Source organism: Photobacterium andalusiense (assembly GCF_900185625.1).
Classification (GTDB): Bacteria; Pseudomonadota; Gammaproteobacteria; order Enterobacterales; family Vibrionaceae; genus Photobacterium; species Photobacterium aquimaris.
In genome coordinates this window covers 675,248-699,446 of sequence record NZ_FYAJ01000002.1, presented here as the reverse complement: position 1 = coordinate 699,446, position 24,199 = coordinate 675,248, and the positions used below count along the sequence as shown (strand labels likewise).

General features: G+C 37.9%; 24 protein-coding genes. 14 read left to right on the top strand and 10 right to left on the bottom strand.

Annotation, left to right across the window (positions count from 1 at the left end):
* Positions 1-29: 29 nt before the first annotated feature.
* The 3 genes from PAND9192_RS08660 to PAND9192_RS08650 form a co-directional block, all read right to left on the bottom strand.
* Complete coding sequence (locus tag PAND9192_RS08660; RefSeq protein ID WP_087853429.1) at positions 30-578, bottom strand: thioredoxin-like domain-containing protein; 549 nt, start codon at positions 576-578, stop codon at positions 30-32.
* Complete coding sequence (locus tag PAND9192_RS08655; protein ID WP_234999032.1) at positions 578-2,680, bottom strand: protein-disulfide reductase DsbD family protein; 2,103 nt, start codon at positions 2,678-2,680, stop codon at positions 578-580. The genes PAND9192_RS08660 and PAND9192_RS08655 overlap by 1 nt, the downstream gene beginning before the upstream one ends.
* A 279-nt stretch (positions 2,681-2,959) precedes the next feature.
* On the bottom strand, positions 2,960-3,508 hold the full coding sequence (locus tag PAND9192_RS08650; protein WP_087853428.1) for a hypothetical protein: 549 nt from the start codon (positions 3,506-3,508) through the stop codon (positions 2,960-2,962).
* Positions 3,509-4,024: 516 nt separating this feature from the next.
* On the opposite strand from PAND9192_RS08650, the gene PAND9192_RS08645 reads away from it, so the two are divergent.
* Positions 4,025-4,489, top strand: a complete 465-nt coding sequence (locus PAND9192_RS08645; protein ID WP_060998410.1) for an ATP-dependent zinc protease family protein — start codon at positions 4,025-4,027, stop codon at positions 4,487-4,489.
* A gap of 5 nt (positions 4,490-4,494) precedes the next feature.
* The gene (gene rimK, locus PAND9192_RS08640; protein WP_060998411.1) at positions 4,495-5,397 is read left to right on the top strand and encodes a 30S ribosomal protein S6--L-glutamate ligase; all 903 of its coding nucleotides are present in this window, start codon (positions 4,495-4,497) and stop codon (positions 5,395-5,397) included.
* A gap of 72 nt (positions 5,398-5,469) precedes the next feature.
* On the opposite strand, the gene PAND9192_RS08635 is transcribed toward rimK, so the two are convergent.
* Together PAND9192_RS08635 and PAND9192_RS08630 are read right to left on the bottom strand one after the other, a co-directional pair.
* The gene (locus tag PAND9192_RS08635; protein WP_087853427.1) at positions 5,470-6,999 is read right to left on the bottom strand and encodes a phospholipase D family protein; all 1,530 of its coding nucleotides are present in this window, start codon (positions 6,997-6,999) and stop codon (positions 5,470-5,472) included.
* 220 nt (positions 7,000-7,219) lie between these two features.
* A complete protein-coding gene (locus tag PAND9192_RS08630; RefSeq protein WP_200817797.1) occupies positions 7,220-8,242 on the bottom strand; it encodes a Preprotein translocase subunit SecY in 1,023 nt (340 codons plus the stop codon).
* Between the two features lie 465 nt (positions 8,243-8,707).
* Between PAND9192_RS08630 and PAND9192_RS08625 the strand changes: the two genes are divergently transcribed.
* Together PAND9192_RS08625 and ansB are read left to right on the top strand one after the other, a co-directional pair.
* On the top strand, positions 8,708-9,001 hold the full coding sequence (locus tag PAND9192_RS08625; RefSeq protein ID WP_144018089.1) for a hypothetical protein: 294 nt from the start codon (positions 8,708-8,710) through the stop codon (positions 8,999-9,001).
* Between the two features lie 227 nt (positions 9,002-9,228).
* On the top strand, positions 9,229-10,293 hold the full coding sequence (ansB, locus tag PAND9192_RS08620; RefSeq protein ID WP_087853424.1) for an L-asparaginase 2: 1,065 nt from the start codon (positions 9,229-9,231) through the stop codon (positions 10,291-10,293).
* 76 nt (positions 10,294-10,369) lie between these two features.
* On the opposite strand, the gene PAND9192_RS08615 is transcribed toward ansB, so the two are convergent.
* Positions 10,370-11,152 (bottom strand): DsbA family protein, encoded by a 783-nt coding sequence (locus PAND9192_RS08615; RefSeq protein WP_087853423.1) that lies wholly within the window; start codon positions 11,150-11,152, stop codon positions 10,370-10,372.
* 286 nt (positions 11,153-11,438) lie between these two features.
* On the opposite strand from PAND9192_RS08615, the gene aphA reads away from it, so the two are divergent.
* A complete protein-coding gene (gene aphA / locus PAND9192_RS08610) occupies positions 11,439-12,158 on the top strand; it encodes an acid phosphatase AphA (protein WP_087853422.1) in 720 nt (239 codons plus the stop codon).
* 85 nt (positions 12,159-12,243) lie between these two features.
* Here aphA and PAND9192_RS08605 read toward each other — a convergent pair whose 3' ends face one another.
* Positions 12,244-12,600: a DUF333 domain-containing protein gene (locus tag PAND9192_RS08605; protein ID WP_065176993.1), complete on the bottom strand. Its 357-nt coding sequence runs from the start codon at positions 12,598-12,600 to the stop codon at positions 12,244-12,246.
* 265 nt (positions 12,601-12,865) lie between these two features.
* Here PAND9192_RS08605 and arfB point away from each other — a divergent pair, with 265 nt between their 5' ends.
* The 3 genes from arfB (at position 12,866) to PAND9192_RS08590 (ending at position 14,871) form a co-directional block, all read left to right on the top strand.
* Positions 12,866-13,279, top strand: a complete 414-nt coding sequence (gene arfB / locus PAND9192_RS08600; RefSeq protein WP_060998417.1) for an alternative ribosome rescue aminoacyl-tRNA hydrolase ArfB — start codon at positions 12,866-12,868, stop codon at positions 13,277-13,279.
* Positions 13,280-13,445: 166 nt separating this feature from the next.
* Positions 13,446-13,889, top strand: a complete 444-nt coding sequence (locus PAND9192_RS08595; protein WP_087853421.1) for a hypothetical protein — start codon at positions 13,446-13,448, stop codon at positions 13,887-13,889.
* A gap of 94 nt (positions 13,890-13,983) precedes the next feature.
* The gene (locus PAND9192_RS08590) at positions 13,984-14,871 is read left to right on the top strand and encodes an aspartoacylase (protein ID WP_087853420.1); all 888 of its coding nucleotides are present in this window, start codon (positions 13,984-13,986) and stop codon (positions 14,869-14,871) included.
* A 76-nt stretch (positions 14,872-14,947) separates the two neighbouring features.
* Here PAND9192_RS08590 and PAND9192_RS08585 read toward each other — a convergent pair whose 3' ends face one another.
* The 3 genes from PAND9192_RS08585 to PAND9192_RS08575 are packed head-to-tail and all read right to left on the bottom strand — an operon-like array spanning position 14,948 to position 17,918.
* Entirely contained in the window at positions 14,948-15,721 is a 774-nt protein-coding gene (locus PAND9192_RS08585; RefSeq protein ID WP_087853419.1) for an ABC transporter ATP-binding protein, read from the bottom strand.
* The gene (locus PAND9192_RS08580; RefSeq protein ID WP_087853418.1) at positions 15,721-16,767 is read right to left on the bottom strand and encodes a FecCD family ABC transporter permease; all 1,047 of its coding nucleotides are present in this window, start codon (positions 16,765-16,767) and stop codon (positions 15,721-15,723) included. Before PAND9192_RS08580 ends, PAND9192_RS08585 begins: the two co-directional genes overlap by 1 nt.
* Positions 16,767-17,918: an ABC transporter substrate-binding protein gene (locus PAND9192_RS08575; RefSeq protein ID WP_234999030.1), complete on the bottom strand. Its 1,152-nt coding sequence runs from the start codon at positions 17,916-17,918 to the stop codon at positions 16,767-16,769. The genes PAND9192_RS08580 and PAND9192_RS08575 overlap by 1 nt, the downstream gene beginning before the upstream one ends.
* Positions 17,919-18,204: 286 nt before the next feature.
* Here PAND9192_RS08575 and PAND9192_RS08570 point away from each other — a divergent pair, with 286 nt between their 5' ends.
* From PAND9192_RS08570 to hflX, 6 genes are all read left to right on the top strand, one after another.
* Positions 18,205-18,906, top strand: coding sequence for a DNA alkylation repair protein (locus tag PAND9192_RS08570; protein ID WP_087853416.1), 702 nt, complete (start codon positions 18,205-18,207; stop codon positions 18,904-18,906).
* A 129-nt stretch (positions 18,907-19,035) separates the two neighbouring features.
* The gene (locus PAND9192_RS08565; protein WP_087820716.1) at positions 19,036-19,686 is read left to right on the top strand and encodes a DNA-methyltransferase; all 651 of its coding nucleotides are present in this window, start codon (positions 19,036-19,038) and stop codon (positions 19,684-19,686) included.
* A 50-nt stretch (positions 19,687-19,736) separates the two neighbouring features.
* Positions 19,737-20,663 carry a LysR substrate-binding domain-containing protein gene (locus tag PAND9192_RS08560; protein WP_087853415.1) on the top strand — a complete coding sequence of 309 codons (927 nt, stop codon included), beginning with the start codon at positions 19,737-19,739 and terminating at the stop codon, positions 20,661-20,663.
* A gap of 391 nt (positions 20,664-21,054) precedes the next feature.
* A complete protein-coding gene (locus PAND9192_RS08555) occupies positions 21,055-21,744 on the top strand; it encodes an SH3 domain-containing protein (protein ID WP_087853414.1) in 690 nt (229 codons plus the stop codon).
* 171 nt (positions 21,745-21,915) lie between these two features.
* Positions 21,916-22,674, top strand: coding sequence for a TatD family hydrolase (locus PAND9192_RS08550; protein WP_087853413.1), 759 nt, complete (start codon positions 21,916-21,918; stop codon positions 22,672-22,674).
* Positions 22,675-22,798: 124 nt separating this feature from the next.
* Positions 22,799-24,151, top strand: coding sequence for a GTPase HflX (hflX, locus tag PAND9192_RS08545; protein ID WP_087853412.1), 1,353 nt, complete (start codon positions 22,799-22,801; stop codon positions 24,149-24,151).
* Positions 24,152-24,199 lie beyond the last annotated feature (48 nt).

Sequence of the window (24,199 nt, the reverse complement as noted above, 5' to 3'; positions counted from 1 at the left end):
AAACCCAGCTAAATAGCTGGGTTTTTTTATTATTTCATATCAACCCATGCTAAACGGGCCAATAATCCGGGTGGGGTGACTAATCCTGCGGTAGTATTTTGAATTTTACCATCTTTGATAATTAAAATAGTCGGTGCTCGTGAGAGTTTCCACTCTTGAGTTAGCCGATTGCTATTATCATTGACAACAGGGAAGTCATAGCCTTTCATATTTAAATAAGCATGTAAGCGACGATCATCCCCTGACCGCATTGCGATGGTTACTATTTTAGTATTTAGCCATGATTGGTTATTTAGCCAATTAATCATCGGTGATACAACTTTACAACTGCCACACCATGTTGCCCATACATACACAAGAACGGTTTGATCATAACTGTCTTTAAAGATATTGATTTTTTGGCCATCAAGAGTAGTAAAGGCTGGTTGAGTCGCTGATATTTGCATTTGATTTAAATGACGGTTGCGCCATGCTTCTAATGCTGTCGAGGCAACCATAAACATGATTATAAAAATAACAATGCTTTTGAGCCATCCTCGCCACTTATGGCGAGGTGTTTTATTGGTGTTAACTGACATTATTTTCCTGCTTTTTTGAGTGCGTTAAGTACGCTATCGCTAGATAAAATCACTGGTAACTCAATACCTTTTGGTGCATTAGGGCCGTAAACAATATTAAATGGCACTCCAAAACGGCCATGAGACTGTAAAAAGCCAGTCACATAATCAGACGGTTTGGTCCAATCACCACGCATTAAGACAATATTTTTATTATCCAAAGCAGAATAAACAGGTTGCTGTAAAATAACGCCCATTTTGTTAGCTTTACAAGTAATACACCATTGAGCTGTAACATCGACAAATACCGTTTTACCTTGTGCTACTTCTGTGGCGATTTTCGCGGTATCTAATGGAATCCAATGATGATCTGCTGGCAGAGGGGTCGCCCATTTATCAGCGGTAAGACTGCCTGTAAATAAACTTGCCCCAGCACCAAGTAACATTACAGTTAAGGTAATAATGACAGTTTTACGACCTTTTTTACGGCCTAATAACCATAAAATAGTGACTAAGATAAGTGCACCTAATCCCCACACGATGGTTGCATCAAAGAAACTGGTCATTAAGCTTAGTAACCATACTGAGGTTGCAAGCATCATTAAGCCAAACAGTGTCTTAACACGATCCATCCATAGTCCTGGTTTCGGCATTAATGTCGCGAGTTGTGGGAAAACGGCAATTAATAACCAAGGTGCAGCCATGCCAATCGCAAGCGCCGTGAAAATAGCAAATAAGGTCACTAAATCTGCGCCAAGTGCAAACGCAACAGCAGTGCCTAAGAACGGTGCACTACAAGGCGTTGCGAGTAAAGTTGCAAACATACCTTGAATGAAATGGCCTAAGTGAGAGTTATCTCCTTTGGTTGCTAACCAGGTATTGGTATTGCTGGAAAGACGAATTTCAAACAAGCCCAGCATATTGGCACCAAATAGTACCGTAATTGCCACCATTGCAGCGATAAACCATGGGCTTTGGAATTGAATCCCCCACCCAAGTGCTTGGCCTGAGACTTTCATTGCTGTAAGAAAGGTTGCTAATAGCCAAAATGAAACAATGATCCCAGCGGCAGAGGCTAAAAATTGGGTACGAATCTGACGACGTGCTAGCCCTTGAGCTGAGATAACACTGCTTAGTTTCATTCCTAATACCGGTAATACACATGGCATAATATTAAGAATTAAGCCACCTAATAAGGCTAATCCAATAATTTTTACGAGGTTGCCACTGGTACTTGGAATGTTAACTGGCGTATCTGTCGCCTTTGCTGTCATTTCAACCGCAGTATCATGATCGCCGATGGTGACATGCAGCGGTTGTCCTATTAATTTGGGGGTGCCAAACCAACTAGTAACAGGCAGTGTTGCGTAAAGCGTATTGCCTTTTATGGTTGTGGTTGGTTTTAGAAATGAGGTGTCTTTAGCGGCTTGGGTATTACCATCAATGATCACGTCGGGTTGTTGCCATCCCATGGTGTTGGTTGCAACAACCGTTACTTTCTTTTCAGCTTTATTATAAGAGACGGTGTCTAAGGTTACATTTGGAGACGGTTTTGGTACCTGACTTTCACCTTTGTTATACAAAAACATCGCTTCTGTCGATGGCATTAGCTTACTTGGAATAAAATCGAATGAAAGCTCGTAATCAGTGAGTACACAAATGCTGGTACATGATGACATGGTTAATTTACCAGCAAGGAATACTGGCTTATTCATATCTTTAACATGAATCGAAAGAGGGAAGATGACATCGTGCTTGTAACCTAACGTTTCAACACCTAAAAATTCATAACGTTTAGGTAACGGCCACTGCCAATCCACTTTAGCAATGTTAGATGACATATTCCAATCAATAGAAGGTGCAACACCTCCTTCACCTGGTGACCGCCAATAGGTTTTCCAATCAGTATCAAGTTTTACTTCAAGTAGCCCCTGAACAGTCTGTTTCGCCAAATCTTGTTGACCAGTAAGCATCAGCCTAACTTCAACAGGTGGATGCTGAGGATTTTTAACCCATCCCGTCGTATATTGAGGTGTGGCTGCGGCAATTGATGAAAAGGTAAGTCCAAACCCGGTAACGAGTAAGGTAAAGGTTAAATAAAGATACTGGTATAACGTTTTCAATCTAGAGCTCCATGAAAACAACGTACAAAATGACAGTATTTAACGTTGTTCAATATATGATTCTTTATGGTTGGCCAAGGTACTATTTATAACGGGTACTATTTACGTATAAAAGCGAGCAGCATTTATAACATTACTCATAAGACCGCCATTGAATAGATCTTATTGCATTAAAAATAACGATAGCTGTATTGTCGGTAATTTATGGCGTTAGAACAAGTCAGACGCGGGGTAAAAGGCAACGGTTATGTCATTTTAAAGTTATAAGATATAACGCGGCTATACTTTTCTGAACAGTTGCTTGATACGCGTCCTAAAGTTGGGCTTATTATGATTTTTTCCTAAGTAGTATGATTGCATAAATTGGCATCTTAGTGACTCAACATCAGTGCTAAACTGAGACGATAATTGGTCGTGTTCATCATTAATGATAATACGACTTAGGGTTTCTGCTTGTTCATTGCTGTAACTGTAATCGATGTTACAAGCACCTTGCACCATTAACCATAAATGAGTAAGGGCAATGAGATAGTGTTGATCTTGGTTGGTGAAACTGTTGGCATGATCACCTAGTGTGTTATCAAAAACAGCTTGCATTTTTATAGCGGTAGTTCGTTGATGTAACCACTGTTGATGTGCTTGCTGGTGGTGTAAAGTCATAAAACCAAGTAATAAATCTAATAACGAGCTATCTGGTCGTTGTAATCGAACACGATCGAAATGGGCTGATGATGTTGCAATAAATTGCTCTAATTGCTGTTGGGTAGATGTATCAACAGATAAATTGGCAATGCCAAGTAATAATAATTGTTGTTTTAGTTGTGACATGTCTATTGCGTCTTATGTATTAATAGTGAAAGTGCAGTATGGGCGCAAGGTGCAATGAAATAGATTTAAATTAGGTATGTAATTCATTGGTTTTTATAAATATAAACTATAAAAATGGTCACTGATATAGTCATTTCATTTTAAGTGCAGCTACTATTAGGCTAATGATTATGTTGTTGTGACCCTGTTAGGAATAAAAACGGGTAAAAGCAGAATTATCACGTGAAAACTTATTGCTTAATGACATGAATAAAAAATCTTATATGGCTAATTTGTGGTAATATATAGCAAGATGGCACTAAAAAATAGCCATCTAATGATGGTATTATCATCGTTATTAGCACTGATTCAGGTCAATTCAGTGCTCAGTTTTGTTAATGACTTCCTTATTTATAGATAACCGTTTAAATCGAGTACAGACAGCTATGTATAACCTGCAATTATTGATGTCAGTTATATGTGGTTTATTTCTGTAAGCTGTTTAGGTTAGCTATTAAGGATGTTTGGGTTATTGTAATGATAAATAAAGAAACAATTGTGAATAAAAATAATAAATTTATTGTTGGTTGGCGCGAAGTTGCCGCTTTACCTGATCTTGGTGTTGATGATATTCATGTGAAGATTGACACAGGTGCTCGTAGTTCTTGTCTTCACACATTCAAAATTGAAGAATTTACCCAAAATGATGAATTATGGGTGAAATTTTGGCTACACCCTATCCACAATAATACCGATATTGAACAGGTTTGTATGGCTAAAGTTGCTGACAAACGTGTTGTAAGAAACTCAGGCGGTGATGAACAATTACGCTACTTTATTGTTTCAACTATTGATTTTAATGGCCAACAATGGCCAATAGAAATATCGTTAACGAGTCGTGATAACATGGCATTTCGTATGTTGCTTGGACGAACCGCTATGCATGGTCGTATCATTGTAGATCCAGAAGCTTCTTACCTAATTCAAACCAAGGAAAAATAATAGTAATGAAAATCGGTATCTTATCTCGTAATCAGTCATTGTATTCAACGTCTCGCCTTATTGAAGCGGCAGAGCAACGTGGCCATGAAATCAAGGTGATTGATGCACTTCGTTGCTATATGAACATTAACTCGCAAAAGCCATCAATTCACTTTAAAGGTGAAGATTTAGTGGATTTTGATGCAGTTATCCCTCGTATTGGCGCATCAGTAACATTTTACGGCACAGCGGTATTACGTCAGTTTGAAATGATGGGCGTTTATACAGTGAATGAATCGGTTGCGATCAGTCGTTCTCGCGATAAATTACGTTCAATGCAGCTATTATCACGCAAATGTATTGGTATGCCTGTAACGGGTTTTGCAAGCAAGCCTGATGATGTTAAAGATCTCCTTGATATGGTAGGCGGTGCGCCAGTTGTTATTAAACTGCTAGAAGGCACACAAGGTATTGGTGTTGTGCTTGCTGAAACGCGTAAAGCGGCTGAAAGTGTTATCGAAGCATTCATGGGCTTAAAAGCTAATATCATGGTGCAGGAATACATAAAAGAAGCAGGCGGTGCAGATATTCGTTGTTTCGTGATTGGTGATAAAGTGATCGCGGCAATGAAACGTCAAGGTGCCGAAGGTGAATTCCGTTCTAATCTTCACCGTGGTGGCAGTGCTGCTTTGGTTAAGATCACGCCAGAAGAGCGTAAAACAGCCGTAGCTGCAGCGAAGATCATGGGTCTTGGTGTCGCGGGTGTTGATTTACTGCGTTCTGATCGTGGTCCACTAGTGATGGAAGTTAACTCATCACCTGGTTTAGAAGGTATTGAGAAGGCAACCGGTAAAGATATTGCTGGTATGATCATCGAATATATCGAAAAGAATGCATCGAAAAAACCAACTACACGCGGACGTGGTTAATAGAACGCGTTTTTGATTAGGTAAATAAAAAGGCGTTCATTGAACGCCTTTTTTATTTGTTATTATAGTTAATTAAAGCTGGTTTTCGATAGGTAGTACGCCTGCAGCCCAAGCTCCCATTTTCAACCACATGCTACTGTCTGGCTCAGAGGTATATTGCTTACCCGTTACGTCGTCATTCCATATAATGTCGCCGTTCTCATCAAGCGATAAACGGTAAGCTTCTTTTAGCATTGAGTCACTGATCTGGTTATATACTTGGCCAGAAAATGCCGGTGAATCAACAATTACACCTAGCTCTGTATTTAAATATGCTGAACGAGGATCAAAGTTAAATGAACCAACAAAAATTTTAGACTTATCAAGAATAAACGTTTTCGCATGTAGGCTAGTACGCGAGTGACTTAGCCATTTATGTTTTGTTTTCTGCCCTGGATCAACTTTCACTTCATATAGCTTAACCCCACCTTTGAGCATGATTTTACGGTATTTTGCATACCAGCCATGCACTGCAAATACATCATTAGATGCAAGCGAGTTAGTGACGATAGTAATGTTTTTACCGCTTTTAGCTGCTTGTGCTAACTCTTTTGCGCCTTCTTCGGTGGGTACGAAGTAAGGAGAGACAAGAAAGAAGTCGTGATCTGCTTTTGCAATCATTTCAGATAGCTTATGCAGTAATAGATCGTCCTTGCTGTTAGCTACTTTGTAAGGTGTATCGTATAGCAGCTCTGCATCTGTCCAGAATAACGGCAGAGTTTGATTGATTAATTGTTTAACCATCGAATGGTTTTTCAATGAGCGCGCGTAATCCGTTGTCATGTATTTAAGCTGCGCTTGTTTCCATTGTGTAAGCTGCTTTGGTGTTGGCTTATGGGCTGAACTGACAAGCGCTTCAATCGGGGTTGCTGGTTTGCTGTTCCAGTATTCATCAAACTGACGTGAAACTTGAGGAATTATTTTCCCCATCATTAATAAGTCAAAATCGCCAAATTCAACGTTATTATTAGCTGAAAAATATTCATCACCAATATTACGTCCACCGGTAATTGCAAATACACCATCAGCAATGATGGATTTATTATGCATACGACGGTTAAGCCGCTCAAAGTCAGTCAAAAAGCTAAGAGGTTTAAAACTGCGATTACCAAAAGGGTTAAATAAGCGTACTTCGACGTTAGGGTGCGCAGAAAGGCTCGCTAAGGCTTGGTCATCACGATTTTGCATATCATCAAGTAATAGACGTACTCGCACACCACGCTCTGCCGCTTGATATAAATACCATGTTAGTAGGTTACTGGTCGCATCATCACGGTAGATATAATATTGCACATCGATAGTTTTTTGTGCGCCTTCAATAACAGCTAAGCGAGCAAGAAGTGCTGCTTGACCGTCACCAAGTGGGTAAAAACCTGTTTTATTGGGATTTGCTTGAGTATAAGGTCGCGTATGTTGATAAAACGGAGTGGTGAAGTTATCAACATTACTGTAAGTCGATGTTTTTGAGGTCGATAGTGGCTGTGCACATCCAACTAATGTTAGCGCGCTAGTTGCAATCAGTGAGTGCGTAAATAATTGTTTGAAACGATTAAAAGTAATCATTATAAAAATTAAGTCTGAAAAAAGTGCCGCGATTTTACCTGTAATTATATATTTGTGCTTTAGATAAATAATGAAATAGGTATTTTTGATTACGACGTATGTTTATTTGGAATAATTGGTATTTTTCATGTCATTGTTGACACTTTTTCAGTGAAAAAAGCCCAAAATAACATCAATATTTTGGGCTTTTACATATTAAGCAACACATTGAATTGAATAATTAACTGGTTACAATATCAGTACCATGCCATTGATAATGGTTATTCGGTTTCTTACTCACAATACCTTGGGTTAATAACTCATGGAAAATCGTATCGACTTCGTCAGTGGTAAGTTTCAGCAATTGACTTACTGCCCGTTTACTGCAATTAACTTGGTTTTTAGAGAGCGCTTCAACAGCTTGTTCATAAGCTGTTTTCGGTGTCTCAGGTTCGGCTTCTTCAACAATAATTTCATCTTCATCATTAACATCGGTAATCGATGAGATGCCAACAGCAGAGGGATCAAAATGCGTTAATAGCTGAGGTTGATCTTGCATATTGTAGCCGTTCACTGACAGTAATTGCTGGCGCTTAAATTGGTAGCGAAAACGGTTTTCCTCACCAATCAAACCAACAAAAAAAGCAGCGAAGAAATCAAGCAATACGGACAAGAAAATAACCAAACCAAGCTGAGCGGCTTGATTGCTGACATTGAACGTTGTCGCCAAACTATCAATTAATCCAAGTACCGAACCCTGACCTACAACTGGCGTTGTATCACGCTCAATAGCAATTTGTTGCTGTTGTTTACGTAGTTGTTCGTTTTCTTTTTGAATGCGAGTTACACCTGAAGCTATGCGCTCCATTTGGATATATTTCTCAGCCGCAACATTATTGAGATCAATTTGCTTTTCAATAGCTTGAATTTGCATATTAAAGGCATTGATCTTACTTTGTTGAACGTTTGCTTCACTGTGTGCTTTGTTGGTCGCACTATTGATGCCACCGACAGAGCCACCAATAGAAATTGCAGCTAACACGGCATAAAACGTAAAAGCGGTGAAGGTGCCAGTGTAATTTCGACGTGCTTTGCGTTCTCCAACTTCATACCACGCAAAGAATTTACCCAATTCAAAAATGACAGCCAAGCCGCCAAAGAGGAATTTCATCAGTGGGTCATCATCAATAGATAAAAACAACAACAGTGAGAACACGATTGATGCAAGAATAGCGGCACCAGTGAAGCTATAAACACTCCACATGGCGAAAATCCCTTTAGGGGAGCGTACTGGTATATTTTGGTTGAAATGCATAAAAATGTCTAAGTAAGGAGCATTTGTTCAGCTGGTCGCATTATAGCGACAAGCATATAAAAGATGGCTAGGATACAGTAAAACCTTTGTTAACCCCTTATAAAAAGTGATGCTCAAAAACCTTGTGAGGTTAATTTATACAGTATTGATAACATTGCTTAAATAACGCGCCGAAAGTGTAAAATAAAAAATCATTATTAATAAATTCTAACATATCTGTATATCAGTATATTTAATCTTATCGATAGTTAATAAATAACCATAGTTTGGCCGTGGTTATTTAAAGGCGGTTTAAGATGAGATCTATAATGAGTTGATAATATATATAACGATTTGATCAATTAATATTCGTTTCATGTGAGTGTTATATTTGATGTGATGAATAAAGTTTGCTGAACATCAAGTGCCTATTTTGTGTCTACACTTAAAGGTAATTATTCTAACGAGATGTATGCCTTTATGTTTTATGCCAGTTGTCATCAACGTCAAGATCAAGCACAAAACGTCAATGATATTGCTTTTTTTGAGCAACCGTTACCCAAGAATATGATTTTGCATTCAACATTTGTTTATATCGAGGAGGGCTATTTTCAGTGTTTATGGGAAGCGAGTGATATTGATATAATTCAACAATATATTACAACGACATTAGGGGATGTATGTTTACATGACTATTATAGCGTTGATCCGATAACAGCTATTGCATAATCGATTCATTGGCCATAGTAATGCGTGGTCTGATATATAAAATAGAAATAAGCTTTTGTTATGTAAGTGTTTGTACTTTGTTGTGTTTTGTGGGCGAGGTTACTCTTGTGTGATTGTGGTCACTAGGTATGTGCATAAACAGTGATATTTAGCGCAAAAATATATCTTATTAACAATACTATTTACACCATAAACAAATTTTAACAATATAACTTATGGTGTGAGTAATGAATAAAAATCCTATTGGTGTAGCAATGCTAATTGCAGGTTTATGTGCAAGTTCGTTGGCTATTGCGGCTGATGACTTACCTAATATCAAAATATTAGCTACAGGTGGAACAATCGCTGGCGCGGGTCAGTCAGCAACAGAATCTGCTTATACATCTGGTCAAGTTGGAGTTGATTCATTAATTAAAGCAGTACCTGCAATGACTAATATTGCAGATATAACCGGTGAGCAAGTGGTTAATATTGGCTCTCAAGATATGAATGACCAAGTATGGCTGAAGTTATCTAAGCGTATTAATCAATTACTTGCCCAAGATGATGTTGACGGTGTTGTGGTCACACACGGTACTGATACCATGGAAGAAACAGCTTATTTCCTTGACCTTACCGTTAAAAGTGATAAACCAGTGGTGCTTGTTGGGTCTATGCGTCCATCTACAGCTGTTAGTGCCGATGGCCCTGCTAATTTATATAATGCTGTTATTACCGCAGCTGATGAAGATTCAAAAGGGCGTGGTGTATTGTTGGCAATGAACGATACAGTATTAGATGCACGAGATGTCACCAAAACCAATACCACAGCTGTTGATACTTTCCAATCGCCAAACTTTGGACCGCTAGGCTATATTCACAATAACGATGTTATCTACCAACGTGCGCCAGAGCGTCATCATACGACAGCTACGCATTTTGATGTATCTAAATTAACCAGTCTACCTAAGGTGGGGATTGTTTATAATTATTCAAATGCGTCGTCATTGCCGGTGACAGCGTTAGTTAACGCAAAATTTGATGGTATTGTCAGTGCTGGAGTTGGTAACGGGAATATGTATAACGCTATTTTTGATGAATTAGCAAAGGCAAGTAAAAACGGCACTTTGGTTGTGCGTAGTTCTCGAGTGCCAACAGGATCAACGACATTAGCGGCAGAAGTCGATGATGCAAAATATGGTTTTGTTGCAGCGGGTACACTTAATCCACAAAAAGCGCGGGTTTTATTAATGCTGTCGTTAACTCAAACCAAAAATTATCAAGAAGTTCAACAGATGTTTAAGTATTACTAAGTGTATTAATAAGCAAAAAAACACAACAAGACATATATCTGTCTTGTTGTGTTTTATGCGTAATGTGAAGCCACTATTATTTAGTGCTTGCTTCTACGTCTTTAATTGCTTTAGCTAACGCATCAGGGTTGTAGCCATTAATAATATGGATATTATCTGCGGTGATGTTGTTGCTTGGCATAACAATCAGTGCTGGTGTACCTTGAAAGCCGAGCTTGCTAAATAACTCAAAGTTATTCATAAAGGTATTGTTAGCATTAAATTTAGATACATCAACCCCAACGCTGGTGGCGATAGTGTTGATATCTTGTTTGGTTAACTTACCTTCATCTTTACCTGTTGCAAATACAGCATTGTGGTATTTGGCATAAGTAGCCCCACCTTTTTGCTGGTAGATCCAATTACCCATATCAGCGGCATATTTTGAAGCTTCCCAACGCGATGCGAAAATAGGTGTTTCTTTAAAGATGAATTTCACCTCTGGGTTTTTAGCTTCTAATTGTTTGACGGTATCAGCAATTTTAGAACAGTACATGCATTGGTAATCAAAGAACTCGATCACATTGACTTTTGCATCTTTAGGACCGATAAATGGTGTTGTTTTATCTTTTAGAAGTTGATCAGCATTGGCAATAACAGCTTGTTTAGCGTCATTTTGTTGCGCTTGCATTTGTTGTTGTTGCAATGTCTGTGAAGCTTTTACTAATACTTCAGGGTGGTTAATAATATATTGGCTGGCAATTTGTTCAATTTGTGCTTTTTGTTGAGCCGTAAACTCGCCATTGTTATTAACTGTCGTTGTTTCATTACAGCCGGTAAGTAATGCACCTAGCATAATAGGTAGAAGCAATTTTTTCATTTTATTATCAATCACTATAAATATTTATTGGGTTAGAGTAATAATAGAATAAATTAGTTCAATCTGTTTCAGTAAAATGTTAGTTCTTAATAATTATAATAACGCGTATGACTATTGTTTTATAAACATATAAATTATAAATGTAACTTGGGTGTATTATTTTGCATTTGCTTTTTATAGATCTTATATTCCAAAAAAATAATGGTTCAATGTGATAATTGTCACTTTATCTGAAGTGATGAATAGTTAAATTATTAATTCAATTTTTTTGATGATTTATTCTAAAATGAAAAAGACATTTACTGCGATTACGCTTTCCTCTTTATTGGCTTTAAGTCTTGTTTCTAGTTCTGCAATGGCAGAGCCAAAAGTACCAGCAACAGAAACAGGTTACAGTACTATTCAGTTAACTCAAATGGGTCAACCTAAGAGTGTGCACTGGGTTACTGTTGATCAAATTGCTCAGCAGCTTAAGGGTAAACCACCAATGGCTGTTGGTTTTGATATTGATGATACAGTATTATTTAGTTCTCCTGGTTTCTATCGCGGTAAACAAGTTTTCTCTCCAAACAGTTTTAGCTATTTAAAAAATCAGAAATTCTGGGATAAAATGAATTGTGATTGGGATAAGTTCAGTATTCCTAAGAAAATAGGTAAAGAATTGATCGCGATGCACCAAAAACGTGGCGATGATATTTACTTTATTACTGGTCGCGATCCATCTAAATGTGAAATTACAACCCAATATTTAAAAGATGTCTTTGGCATTAAAAATATGCACAAAGTTATTTTTGCAGGTTCAAGTAAAACAACCAATACTAAAACGCCATATATAAAAGCAGATAACATTAAAGTGTATTATGGTGACTCAGATGGTGATATTACCGCAGCACGTGCTGCTGGTGCTGTTGGTATTCGTGTAATGCGTGCCGCAAACTCAACTAACCGTCCAATTGCTAAAAATGGAATTTATGGTGAAGAGGTTGTTGTAAATTCTCAGTATTAATTACAAATTTTAAATGTAGTTTAGTGAATATAAAAATGCTCAATCTATGAATAATAGGTTGAGCATTTTTTATATAGCATATTAATTAATATACCTTCGGGTGTTTGGGTTTTTTCTTACAAGTACCATTATAAAATTTCTTTAAATCACAGCTTGTGCCTTGCTTATTAAAGTGACAATTAGAGCCAATTGCTGTGCCTTTATGCTTTACGCAGTATTTGATCCATTTCTCTTGTTTTGGTTTTGATGATGAACACTGACCCTTCTGAAACGCCCATTCATCGCACATCTTTCCGCTAGGTAAACGGCAATAACCTTGACCATCAACAAGCACTGATTTACCGCCATGGTTAACACAGTAAATAGAAGCGGGGTTACCGTGAGGCATTGCAAAAGCAGAACTTGAAACGATTAGTGATACTAAAAATAGTAATTTTTTCATGGAATAACCTCGATGTTGTTTGTGAATCAATAACAATGCATCGATCATAATTAAAAACACCGTTCAAATGTCAGTGGAATGCAAGCTTTGTAAATAGCATTAATGGATTGTGGTTATTTGTTAATGGAATCAGCCGTGTATCAACAGAAAGAAATTAATAACGATAGAATACAAGTGAGTGTTTACTTGTAGATTGGACTGATTTGAGCAATCTATGTGGTAATATAAGATTAATATAAATACAGTGTTGAAGGGGTAAATATCGATGCTAGTGATTTCTAATTCAGTCACCTTAGGTGATTGGGAGATTGAATTAACCGCAATTCGAGCTCAAGGTGCGGGTGGGCAAAATGTTAATAAAGTATCAAGTGCTATCCACCTACGGTTTGATATAAATCGTTCATCACTGCCTGATTTTTATAAAGAACGTTTACTGAAGCTATCTGATAGTCGTATAACGAAAGACGGTGTTATCGTGCTTAAGAGTCAGCAACATCGAACTCAAGAAATGAACCGTGAAGAAGCATTGTCTCGATTAAAAGAATTGATTCAAAGTGCGATGGTGATCCAAAAAGCACGGCGAGCGACGAAACCCACTAAAGGTTCGCAAGTACGAAGAATGGATAAAAAAAATCAACGTGGTAAAACTAAACAACTGCGTGGAAAAGTGCAAATGTAGCTGTGAATAAGCGCCATAATCACCACTGTTAGCGTAATAAAATATTTTTGTGATATTGGCTGCATAATCACCTTAGTTGTTAGTCGCTGCTGCGGCTATCTATTAATATCTGACAATATTATACGGCGGTTAACCGTAACATTTGCTAATCAGTTGGTGAACAAGGATGTTTGAAAAAAAGACCTTACAATTATTACAATTGTTTTATCGAGAAACAGAACGTGTACGTTTATTGGATGTTGATCAATTACCACCATTAGGTATTGAATTACAGCAAGTGATGAATCAATGGCTTGAGACTAAACGTAATTTTCAACGTGATGAAATATGCGAGCAGTATTGGATCAAAACCTGTAGTGCGGGCTATATCACCGAATTACGGTTACATGCTGATGGCTCTTTAGATGAATATACACTGTTTAATCGTATGCATACTCAAGGACATTGGCAGTTAGTTGATGGGGTTATCGAAATTGAAATAATCAAAGGAGATAACCGTTATCGTTGTGCTGTATATGCTAACCGCTATGTCAATATTCATTCTGCTATAGAATACAAAAATGATGAGCTGCATTCCTATTTGAAATTGGCTCAAACTCGGCCAATTTAGGGATATCTAATAGCTTTTTTGTCTGATAAATACACTTCCAATAGCGATTAAATTCAGTACACTGAAATGAATGACTGAATATTAGGACACACGGATGAGTAAAATAAAAACAGTAGCAGTGGTCGGCGGCACTCACGGTAATGAATTTAGTGGCATTTACTTGTTACGTAAATGGCAACAATCAGCAGCATTAGCACGTGATAGTTTTAGCGTCGAAACGGTATTTGCGAACCCTAAAGCTCATAATGATAATAAGCGTTATGTTGATCATGATTTAAACCGTCAATTTAGTTTGGCTGACTTAGCCAATAATGAGTTAGCAAGCTACGAACAAAGTCGAGCCAAAGCAATTAATCAACAAATCGGCCCCAAAGGGGATGCTAAAGTTGATTTTATTATCGATTTGCATAATACCACCAGTAATATGGGTCCATCGTTAATTTTATTGCAATCTGATCGCTTTAATCGCCAATTAGGCGCGTATGTAAAAATGCACATGCCTAATGCGGTGATTGTACTAGAGGATCATACTTCAGTTGAGCAACATCATTTCTTAAGTTCAATCGCACCTCAAGGGGTGATTGTTGAAATTGGACCTCAACCTCAGTCAGTGATCCGTCAAGATGTGCTTGATTGGATGGATGAAATGACCAAGCATATTCTAGATTTTGTGCATTTATATAATACCGATGAATTGTTACCGTTAATTCCAAGCTATGAAGCTTTCCGTTATCATGAAACGCTATCATTACCGTTAGATGAACAAGGGCAACGTATCGGCATGGTTCATCGTTCTGTGCAAGATAATGACTTTGAACCGCTGCACAGTGGCGATCCAATCTTTACCTTATTTGATGGTAGTGAGGTTTTCTGGAAAGGGGATTATGAAGCTTTTCCACATTTCATCAATGAAGCGGCTTATTACGATAATAATTTAGCAATGTCTTTAGCAAAGAAAGTACAGATCTCGACACTCGATTAATTATAACTATCAATTTATATGAAAAACCTCTATCTGGGTGATGCCAATAGAGGTTTTTTTATATAAGTGTTAAAAATTAAGCGCTTATAGGCTCTGTATTAGCAGGTGATCTCACTACCACAATTGGACGCTCATCAATAATTGCCACATGCGAATCAACATCAAATACTGAAGTAATTAGCGCAGGAGTAATGGTTGCAATTGGGTTGCCATAAGCAAACAGCTGACCTTGATGCAATGCAGCAACTTTGGTTGAATATTGAATAGCTAAATTAAGATCATGGATAACCATTAATACACAAGCTTGGTTTTGTTGAGCGTATAGTTTAACAAAATCAAGCAGTTTCATTTGGTTATGCATATCAAGTGCTGATGTTGGCTCATCAAGAATAAGCACCTTAGGTTGATTAACTACCGCTTGTGCGAGTCCTACCATTTGGCTTTCACCACCAGAGAGTTCAGTACAAATCTTATTAGCTAAATGTAAAATACCCATTTGTTGTAATAACTGTAAGCTTTTCTCTGTACTGTTTGCTTTAGCAAATAAAGAATGCGATCCCATATTTAAAGTAGTAATTAATAGTTCAACCACAGTGATGGTGGCTGAAATACGGTGATCTTGGGGTAAATAGCCAATGTTATCTAAACTCAATGGCTTATCATGTAATAAAATTTGCTGTGAATGCTGACGTAAATTTTGAGTAATATGTCGCAGAAAGGTTGATTTTCCTGCGCCATTTTTACCAATGATTGCCACCATTTCTCCTGCTGTGATAACTGGCAGTGATAGGTTATCTAAGATTGTTTTATCACCAAATGTGACTGAAATATCATTAATTGTAAGAGCCATTAAAAACGCCCACCTTTTTTAATGATCAAATAGACAAAGAAAGGAATACCAATGATCGACATCACCACTGTTAACGGCAAAATAATACCTGGCATAATGCTTTTACTGGCGATAGAGGCAAGCTCAAGTAACACCGCACCGACAAGACAAGATGCAGGCAGGAAATAACGTTGATCTTCGCCTAACACCATACGGGCAATATGTGGTGCAACTAATCCGACAAAACCAACAGCACCTACAAATGAAACCGCGAGAGAGGTGATAACAGATACTAATAATAGGGTTTTGATACGCAGCCGCTTAACGTTTACTCCCATTGCTTGAGCACGTTCGTGACCAATTTTAAGGGTTGATAATTGCCAAGCATCTTTCATCATAATCAACAGCACAATCGGTAACACAATCGCAAGCACGGTAATTTTTGCCCAACTGCCACGATCAAGAGATCCCATTTGCCAGAATACTAATGTTTGTAATTGAGTTTCGCTGGCAACATATTGCATCATGGTCAGTAAGCTGTCGTAAGCAAACATCACCGCAATACCAAACAGCATTACCCCTTCAATAGAAATTCGCTTTACTGATGAAATAGCAGCAATTAAAAATGTGGTTAATAAACACATAATAAATGCCATCAATGCGATTTGATATTGGGCTGGCACGAAGGGGATCGCGATGACATTAGTGATCACCAATGACGCGCCAAATCCAGCCGCAGCCGAGACTCCAAAGGTATAGGGATCAGCTAAAGGGTTATTTAATGTGGTTTGCATTTGTGCGCCTGCTAACGCTAAGGCGGCCCCGATTAAGGGCGCCATTAGTGCCATTGGCATTCGAATATTCCACACAATAATTTTGCTGGCAATATCACTGGTTTGAGGATGAATCAGGGCGTGAATAACTTGAGTAAAAGTCAGTCCTTGTGAGCCAATAAAAATATCAGCAATGACACACACAATACTCAGCACTAAGAAAATAGCCAGCGCCACTTTCTTGTTACGGTTACGAGTATTGTGGGTGTTTAACTCAAGTAACAATGCGCTCATTATTGCATTGCCTTAAAGTTATTCTGGCCAAAGTCGCCACTGACAATACGATGCCCAAATTGCTTATTCATTTCTTCAAAAGTTTGTTGTGGGTGTAAGTCTTTAAATACGTTTGGATGGATCCATTTCGCAAAATATTCCATCGCGACTAAGTTATAAGGTGAATTATAAAATGGCATATAAATCGAATAGACATTCTTGGTTTGATAAGCACTAACAGCTTGTAACCAATCACGATCCATTAATGCTTTAGTGGCTGTTTTTATCGCAGCAGAATTTGGGTTATAACCTAATGGAATGCCATGAGTTGGCTGACCTTTATCGTTAATCCAACCTGTGGTCTGCATTATGTATACATCAGGGCGAGCGGTAATCACCGTTTCTGGTGACATTTGACCTGTGATCGCTCCTTTAAGTGGTTTATCGGCAATGTTAATCGCTTTTAAGAAGGGGATATAAGCGCCCATATTACCGCCAGCAAAGGTACGACAACAAGAATCACTGTAACCCGCTGCACGTTCAATAAATACTCGTTTAGGGAGCAGGGTAGAGTGTTGAGCTAGAGTTTGTTCGAGTGCATTAACATGATCGAGATAATAGTGCGCGAATGCTTGCCCTTGTGCTTCTCGGCCAACGGCTTTAGCCACTGTTTCTACCGATTTTACCGTATTCTTGATAGGGTTTTCTCGAAAATCAACAGCAATCACTTTAATGCCTGCTGCCGTTAATTTTTTTAATAAACCGTTATCTTGAGCTAATTTAATATTAGATAAATCAACGATAAATAAATCTGGTTTAGGCTTTAAATTAATGAATCGTTCTGCATCAAATTCACCTGACTTTATGAGGCCAATTTTTGGCACGTGTTGCAGTGAAGGATAGTGTTTTACATAGTTAGCATACATGCTTGGTGCGGAAAATTGCATATCATCACGTGCAGCAACAAGATGCTTAGCGGCGTCTTGTTGATAGATAATTTCAAGTAATGGAAAAATACGGCTGGTTGATAACGCAATATTTTGTGGCTGGTGGTCAAAGGTAATAGTACGTCCAGCTACGTCAGTCACTGTAACAGGGTAAGTAGCAGCAAAAGAGGTCAGTGGACAAAGAGTAGCTGCACAAAATGTAAGGATTTTTAGCTTAGTTTTCACAATGATACCCATAAAGAATAATTTTGACGAATACTAATGAGAATGGTTATTATTTTGAACTACGATAAGTGCAAACTTACAATTCAAATATAAATACGTATAGTTATCATTCTCGTTATTACTGTAAATTGATTGAAATCGTGATAAATGATTTGAGATTTAGGTCGCAATATGAAAAAGTCGAGGAACTTATTTTTATAAGCTAAAAAATACAACCATATTGATTATAAAAAAGTTATTACCATTAATGCTCGGCAGTAATGAGAGATAACAAAGAGGAAAGACTATGTCATTAGTTATACCAATGGTTATTCTTATGCAGCAGCACTTAGTCGCAGCTGGCAGCACACTTGTTGCCAAAAAAATGCAGTATGATTTGAATATTCGACAGCCTTTCTATGGCGTTAGTCCGGAAAAACGCCATAAAATATTCAAACTCGCGCAAGCTCACACCACGATTCACAATATCGAGGACTATCAGCGGTTATTATTATGGTTATGGTCGGGTATTTATCGAGAAGAACGTTATTTAGCTTTAGATGCAGGTGAATATTATACCGACTATCAAACATTAGCGTCGTTTGATATTTACCTTGAAATGTTAGACACCGCCGATAATGTTGATATTTTAGATCGCCTTGCAAGTAACTTGATAGGCAAGGTGATACTGCAGCATCGCGATTTAGAACGTTACCTTATTCAATGGCGAGAGTCAGATAACGTATGGCTAAAGCGGGCATCACTGCTCGCGCATTTGCATCATCAGCAACAAACCAATGTAACCTTATTAACTGAAACTATTTTATATCTTGCTGCTGATAAGTCGATGTTAGTTCAACAAGCGATGGGGCAAGTATTAAATGCCTATAGCCAAATTGATTTTGCTTTTGTTGATAGTTTTATTAAAAATAATGTCACACTATTAACGCCGCTGTGTCGACGTGAAGCAAGAAAACTCACAATGATGGTAAATAGCACAGTTAATTAAAATTACTGCTGTTTAAAGGCTTGTTGCTATCTATATTGCGCTTTTTTTGCTAAAACACGTAACTAAATTAGCGCCTCATCGATGGTATGGCGGCGTTATTATTTTCTATTGTTTAGTGTGGGTTTTTCAATGCAATTACATCAACAAGATGCAGTCGAATGGCTGTCTTCATTAGCGGATAACAGTATTGATCTTTTGATCACTGATCCCCCGTATGAATCGTTAGAGAAGCATCGAAAAATAGGTACAACAACCCGCTTAAAGAACAGTAAATCATCAAGTAATCAATGGTTTGATATTTTCCCAAATCAACGATTTGAGGCATTATTAGAGCATGCTTACCGTGTATTAAAACCTAATAGCCATTTCTATTTGTTTTGCGATCAAGAAACCATGTTTTACATTAAACCGATTGCTGAACAAGCAGGGTTTAAATTTTGGAAACCGATTGTATGGGACAAAGTCGCAATCGGCATGGGCTATCATTATCGCGCACGTTATGAGTTTATTCTTTTCTTTGAAAAGGGTAAGCGTAAATTATCAAACTTATCCATTCCTGATGTACTCGAATTTAAACGTATTTATCGTGGTTATCCCACCGAAAAACCAGTACCACTGCTTGAAACGTTAATTGAACAAAGCTCTGTTGCTGGTGATATTGTAGCTGATCCTTTTTTTGGATCTGGTTCAACCTTAGTTGCTGCGCAACGCTTACAACGTCAAGCATGGGGAAATGATATCTCAGACGCTGCTCATCAACATTTACGTAGCAGAATATAATCATGGTGATGGTCGTGGCTAGATTTAAATGTTTGATAGGAAAGTAGTAGATGAAAAACTTTGATATAAATTTATTACGCATATTGAATGTATTGCTAGAAGAGCAAAGTGTGACGGCAGCTGCGGCGCGACTGCATTTGAGTCAATCTGCAGTTAGTAAACAATTGGCCAAATTACGCCAAACATTTGCAGATCCTTTGTTTGAACGTACACCTTATGGTTTACGACCAACACCTAAAGCATTGCTATTATCCGATTCTGTGTCTGATATTTTACAGCAGGTTAATCAGCTGACACGGGCTGAAGCGTTTGATCCAGCGCTGAGTCAACGTCAGTTTCATATTGATCTTGTAGAAACCGCTTATTCATTAACTTACCCGCGTTTTATGCCGCAATTGCTACAGCAAGCGCCTGACATTAGTTTATCTAGCAAAACATGGAATGACGATAGTTTACAGCGTTTATTACGCTGTGAGATTGATTTTGGGATTGGTATCTTTGAGTGGGATGAGCGTTCATCAAGTCATTACCGTCATGTACCGTCATCATTAAATTATATTGAGTTAGCACGTGACTATCCGGTGTGCTTAATGCGTAAAGGCCATCCTGCATTGAGTGAACCTTGGAGTCTGGATGTGTTTTTAAAATATCGTCATTTACAAGTTAGTATTGGTGGGCTAAAGCGATGGTTATTGGATGAGATTTTAGCGCTTGAACATAAAAAACTTGATAACGCCGTTAATATGACCGATTGCTATGCAGCAATAAAACTGTGTGAGCAAAGTGATTTATTGATGTGTTACCCTTCAGTATCGGCATTAGCAATGATTGAGAATACCGAACTTGTTAGCCGTCCTATTCCTATTGAATTAGAACCTGGTGGCTATCTTTTATTGTGGAATAAACATTTTGATTTAGATCCTAGTCATCAATGGTTACGGCAGCTAATTACTGATGGTATGGGAATAGAAAAATAAAGTCATACAAATGAAAATTTATTGACCATTTTCAATAATATAAGTTACTAGAATATTAAGTATAACAGCGTATCTTATTCACAGAGATTGATCTTGTTTTTATTAAAAGAGACTGAAGATCAGTTCTATCGTTATATATTAGTGATAGAACTTTTATTTGTGTTTTGTGAATAAATAGTAAACTTATAAAAATGAAATAACTATGCCATTTTTTAAAAATGTATTTTTAAATAGTTAGATTGCATTTTAGTTTTATTTTGTTGGCTATTAGAATACGAATATTCATTTTGGATTCATTTTTATTGATTAATATAACAGACATTGATTACGTTATTTATACATCCAGTTTTTTTAATTACTTTTAAGTTATAAATACACATCAGAGGTTGATATGAAACGTTTAGCGGTGGCAATTTCAGGTATCATTGCTATTACTTGTTTAAGTACAGCAGCATGGGCTGATTCTAGTATCAAAACGATCAAGGTTTATGAAAACCCAAGTGTCACTTCTCCTGTTGTAGAAACAATAAAATCAGATGTGCCATTAATTACTATTTACCAAAATAATGGTTGGGAAAAAGTAGGTGATACTACTAATGGTAATACTGGTTGGATTCAAAGTGTTGATCGACAAATGCTGGCTAAATCTAATACTAAGGTTTTACCCGATCAAACAACCAATACAGTAAAAACTAAAGATGGTGAAAAGAGTGTCACTAAAGGAGTTCTTCAAACACCACAAGGTCCGTTCCATTATGAAATTGTGCAGTTCCAAGGTAATGGTCATAACCAAAAAGTGAATAAGAAATTTTTTGATGCGATGCAAAAGCAACAGCTTGAAATGAATCAAGCATTTGCAAATTCTTGGAATACAATGGGTAACCCAAGTGATTTTAATACTATGCAAGCTAATATGACGAAGTTGATGCATCAGCAGCAACAACAAATGTTAGCTATGCAACAACAGTTTCAACAAGCTGGGTTAACGTCACCAACGCAAGTTAAATTAAATTCCCATGTTACAACTCCTGCAAAAGATACTGCTACGCCAGCAGCTGCGGCGGCAACCACGACCAAATAAAGCCATTGTATTATCCAGTGAATTTTAGTGGATAATACAATCTGACCAACCCTCTATTAATATTCTCGTTAATAGAGGGTTTTTTATTATTTATTGGTTTATGTCATCGTGATGATGGTCGCTTGAGTACATATTGCGTATGCTATTGGTTTGGGTTTGTAGGTATAAATAATGATCACAGATATTCATTGTCATTTAGAGTCTGTCGCGCCTGAAAGCCTGGCTGCTTTTATTGCTGCAGGTAACAAAATTGGTGCTGTATCGATGACTCTTGAGAGCGCACAGCAGCTACTGAAGTTAAAGCAGCAATATCCTGATGCGATTGCATTATTTTTAGGTGTTCATCCGGAAGTTAGCGCTGATGAAACTATGATCGAGGCGGTGATAGCCTTGATCCATCAGCATCATACTTTGCTCAGTGGTATTGGCGAAATTGGCATCCCATTTTTTTATCTTGATGACAAAACGATGTTTGAAAAGCAGCAGTTAAAACAGCAGGGCGCACAATTAATGGCGCGGTTTGTTGCTCTAGCTGCTGAGTATGATTTACCCGTCAATCTCCATGTGGTGGAAGATGATATCGAATTAGCACTGCCAATATTGCAGCAATATGGTATTGAAGGGGCGTTATTTCATTGGTATGAAGGCTCAGCATCACAACTCGCCCAGTTACATCAGCAGGGGCATTTTATTTCAGCGAGTCCATGGATTTTTGTTGATGATCATTATTGGCAATTTGTGCAAACCATACCACTATCAATGTTATTAGTTGAATCTGATGCGCCATGTAAATATAACGGTGAAAAAGGTGAGCCAAGTATGACGGTGAATGTTGTTGCAGCATTGGCCAAGCACCACCAAATATCGATTGAGCAGTTAACCAACATATTAGCTGCTAACACTTGCCGTTATTTGAGAAAGTCGCTGTAAATAGCAATGTAGTTACCTTGATAACTTCAACACCAGTCTATTTTTATATAAAGCGGGCTAATAACAGCGTAGGATGAACCAAATATAAAAAATAGGGTGCACATAGGTGCACGAATAGAAAATTATGCAATTGACAGCAAAAGCCTCACAAAATCGCGCTTTACTTATTTCAATCCAAACCCCGCAATTTAAAGGTGATGAAGCAAAAGCGTCACTGGCTGAATTAGCTCGCCTTGTTACCACGCTTGGTTTTAAAGTTGTTGGTACTCAATCACAAAAACTCAGCTCAACCCAACGCATGAATGTGCTTGGTTCTGGTAAAATGGCAGAAATAGCCCACTTAACAGGCAATCAAGGCATTGTCGATGATTTTGATGATTTCGATGATGACGATGACATTGTTGATGAAATGCTTTTTAGTGAATTACCGTCTGAAGATTTACCTTTTTGTAGTGCTGATGTAGTGGTATTTGATTGTGATTTAAGCCCGTCACAATTACGTAATGTTGAAAATCAACTCGGGGTTGAGGTCTTTGATCGTACCGGTATTATTATTGAAATATTTAGTCGTCATGCGCGTACTCGAACAGCACGATTACAAGTTGAAATAGCTCGGCTTAATTATTTAGCGCCACGCCTGCGTGAATCAACCAGTGGCAATAAAGAGCGACAAATGGGTAAAGGTGCGGGTGAAACCACTCTTGAACTTGATCGTCGTAAAATACGTGATCAATTAGCTGAATTACGCCGTGAACTTGCAAGTGTTCAAAATGAACTTAAAGGCCGTCGTGCTCAACGTTCAGAATTGTTCTGTGTTGCGTTAGTGGGTTATACCAATGCGGGTAAGTCATCAATGATGCGCGCCTTAACTGGCAGTGAAGTGTTAGTGGAAAACAAATTGTTTGCGACCCTTGATACTACTGTGCGGGCATTACAGCCGATTACTCAGCCACGTATTCTAGTGTCAGATACGGTTGGTTTTATTAAGAAACTTCCCCATGACTTAGTGGCGTCGTTCCACTCAACCCTTGCAGAAGCACACGATGCCTCGTTATTGCTCTATGTAGTTGATGCCTCAGATCCTTCTTTCCGTTCGCAACTTGATGTGGTTCATGAAGTGCTACATGAAGTAGGTGTGGATGATATACCTAAACAATTAGTGTTAAATAAATCGGACCAATTGAGTATCGAGCAACAACAAGCATTAATGGCTGAGTTCCCTGATGCGATCATGACATCGACCCGTAATCCGGCCGATATTACTAAACTGCATCAATATATCGTTGGTGTTGCACAAGACGAGATGGTTGAGGATGAAATTGTCGTGCCATATACCGCCAACGGTATTATCGGTGAAATTCGCTCAAGCATGAGTGTGACTAAGGAGGAATATGAATATGAGCATATTACTTTCACAGTTCGCTCTAACCCAATCAACTTAGCTCGTCTTAAAAAACAAATGCAAAACCAAGGCTAATCAATAAACGCCGTAATCAATAATCCAAATAACAGTGATAATAGATTG